The sequence below is a fragment of the Bartonella sp. AA18HLJMS genome, assembly GCF_042197245.1.
In the GTDB taxonomy this organism is placed as follows: Bacteria; Pseudomonadota; Alphaproteobacteria; order Rhizobiales; family Rhizobiaceae; genus Bartonella.
This window is the reverse complement of sequence record NZ_JBHIRP010000052.1, coordinates 1-2,604: the sequence shown is the minus strand read 5'-3', so window position 1 is coordinate 2,604 and position 2,604 is coordinate 1. Positions and strand designations below refer to the sequence as shown.

Annotated in this window: 4 protein-coding genes and 1 pseudogene; all 5 read left to right on the top strand. The window is 33.1% G+C overall.

Going from position 1 to position 2,604, the window contains the following annotated elements:
• Positions 1 to 96 (top strand): TrwH protein (locus ACFINW_RS09775; protein ID WP_375618343.1); only part of this gene is annotated, 96 nt, incomplete at its 5' end.
• Positions 93 to 836, top strand: a complete 744-nt coding sequence (locus tag ACFINW_RS09770; RefSeq protein ID WP_375641270.1) for a type IV secretion system protein — start codon at positions 93 to 95, stop codon at positions 834 to 836. The genes ACFINW_RS09775 and ACFINW_RS09770, both read left to right, overlap by 4 nt.
• A gap of 214 nt (positions 837 to 1,050) precedes the next feature.
• Positions 1,051 to 1,302: pseudogene (locus ACFINW_RS09765) on the top strand (type IV secretion system protein); the annotation flags it as partial.
• Positions 1,303 to 1,484: 182 nt separating this feature from the next.
• The gene (locus tag ACFINW_RS09760) at positions 1,485 to 1,628 is read left to right on the top strand and encodes a TrwH protein (protein ID WP_375674255.1); all 144 of its coding nucleotides are present in this window, start codon (positions 1,485 to 1,487) and stop codon (positions 1,626 to 1,628) included.
• Positions 1,625 to 2,359, top strand: a complete 735-nt coding sequence (locus tag ACFINW_RS09755; RefSeq protein WP_375641266.1) for a type IV secretion system protein — start codon at positions 1,625 to 1,627, stop codon at positions 2,357 to 2,359. The genes ACFINW_RS09760 and ACFINW_RS09755 overlap by 4 nt, the downstream gene beginning before the upstream one ends.
• Positions 2,360 to 2,604: the final 245 nt, after the last annotated feature.

Here is a 2,604-nt window from a genome sequence, read left to right as displayed (position 1 = left end):
TGTGCATTAGCACCAAAGCTAAAACAGCCCAATGATAGGAACCGCGTGCCTATTAATAAAACAATCCCTGCCGAAATTAAGCGAGGAGACAGATGAAAAAGCGATTTATTATAACAGGAATGATTACCCTTTTGGGGATGATAAATTTAACTCTAACGTCTAACTTTAGTTGGGGTTCTGGGACTCAAGGTTCAACTGTTAAAAGTCCTTTTTCAAAAGCAGAATATCTGGAAATTATTAAGTTGTTAGAACAACAAATTAAAACAAACGAAAACCAGATCGAAAACGCGAAAAAAATTCATCAGTCTATAACAGGAAATAGGATACAAAAACCAACAATAGGAGAAAACAAGGATTCTTTCATACAAGATTTGCCTTCTATCTACCCAAAAACACAGACAAACTACCAAGCCATAGCTACTGGGGAATTTAAAAAAAGATTTAATGAGATTATTCTCGAAGAGAAAAGGTACGGCTTCCAGCAGTTGCCGTATTATAAAATGCGCGAAATAATTAATACGCGTCTTAAATATAGTGGAATTGTCGAAAAAGCTGTAAGTTTTCAAACTTTTCAAGACGCAGAAAACCGCTTTAAACAAATGGACGATTTCTTAGATAAGATAAATAAAACAAAAGATCTCAAAGAAGTTTTCGAACTGCAAACACGCATCAAGACTATGTCAGCCATGATCCAAAATGAATATACAAAGCTACAAATGGTCAGAAATTTAAGCGATGACGAAGAGACTCTTATCGAAATACAAAAACGTAAATTGTACAGAAAAATTGTAGCCTCTAACTACAAAAATATGCCTATAATAAGATCTAACCAATAAAGCTTTTTACAGCATTTGCTTTTTTTCATGAAAACAAAAACCAATGTAGAAGGTTCAGTACTCTCTGAACAATTAAGAGAAGCACAAAGATTTTATCAAAGCCAAGATATCATGCTGAAAACACTTAGGTAATGTATAAATGAAAATGAGGCGTTTAGCATATATCTATGTTCCAAGGTGATAAAAAGTTGAAAATTCGTTAAAGAGGAATTCCATGGACTTTACAGTGTTCACGCAACTTTTCAATAAAATTGATCAGATAACAAAAACATATGTCACGGATATTTCCTCAAAAACAATAGCTACAATTACACCCTTTGTTTCAATTGGAATCACAATCGCTTTCATCATCTACGGATGGCTCATCATCCGTGGCGCTATAGATATGCCTCTCTCCGGATTCGTAAACCGTTTCCTACGGATAAGTATTATTACTTCAATAGCTCTTACCACAGGACTTCATCAACCAAGATATCCAATCCTAAAGTAAAAAATATTCGCACTGAAATTGAGCTATTTTCATAAATTAAAAAATGAAATTAAGAAAAGATAAATTATCGTAAACTATACACTTTACTTTGGTGTCAAAATTATAATAATGACAACAAATATCAGAATGTATATAATAGTAAAAAGAGTCATATTAAAATGAAGTCAATCATACTTGTAATTTTGATTGCAAACCTTTTATCGGCTTGTGCATTAGCACCAAAGCTAAAACAGCCCAATGATAGGAATCGTGTGCCTATTAATAAAACAATCCCTGCCGAAATCAAGCGAGGAAACAGATGAAAAAGCGATTTATTATAACAGGAATGATTACCTTTTTGGGAATGCTAAATTTAGCACATGCGAATGCAGTTACAAGCGTATCTTATGACCTCTCGTCACATAAGGACCCAGCCCCACCACCTGCTCTACCAGCAGAATATCTGGAGCTTACTAATCTATTAAAAAAAGGGGAAATTATTGAGCTCTTAAAAAAACAGCTTGAGTTGAAAAAAGAACAACTTTCGCAAACAGAAAAAACCTATCAGGCTATAACAAATAGTCAAAAAACTGGACCTAAAACTATAGATTTTTCTAGTTTTTTTCTCAAAGAACCAGAATCGTTCTATAAGAGTGATAAGCTTTCAAGAGAATCATATCAAAAGGTACTAGAGGACGAAAACAAAGTTTCTGGGCCTTTTGATCAAATGGGCACGTTGCTTTTTGAGCGTTTAGAATTTTTCTCAATACTAAATAAAGCTATAACTTTAAAAAGTTTTGAAAACGTAGAAAATCGTTTTCAATACCTCAAAAGTCTATTTAATGAACTTCAAACAAAAGAAAACCTGAAAGATATTGCAGATCTTCAAGCACATATCGATGGTTCATTAGCCATGATCCAAAATGAATCTATAAAGGTACAAATGGTAGCACATTTACGTAAGGCTGAGAAATCACTTATCAAAAGGAAAAGACGCGAACTTGATATGAAAATTTTTGATCATGAAAAAAAAGGAATGCCTATCATACGATGAAAACAAAAACCAATGTAGAAGGTTCAGTACTCTCTGAACAATTAAGAGAAGCACAAAGATTTTATCAAAGCCAAGATATCATGCTGAAAACACTTAGGTAATGTATAAATGAAAATGAGGCGTTTAGCATATATCTATGTTCCAAGGTGATAAAAAGTTGAAAATTCGTTAAAGAGGAATTCCATGGACTTTACAGTGTTCACGCAACTTTTCAATAAAATTGATCAGATAACAAAAACATATGT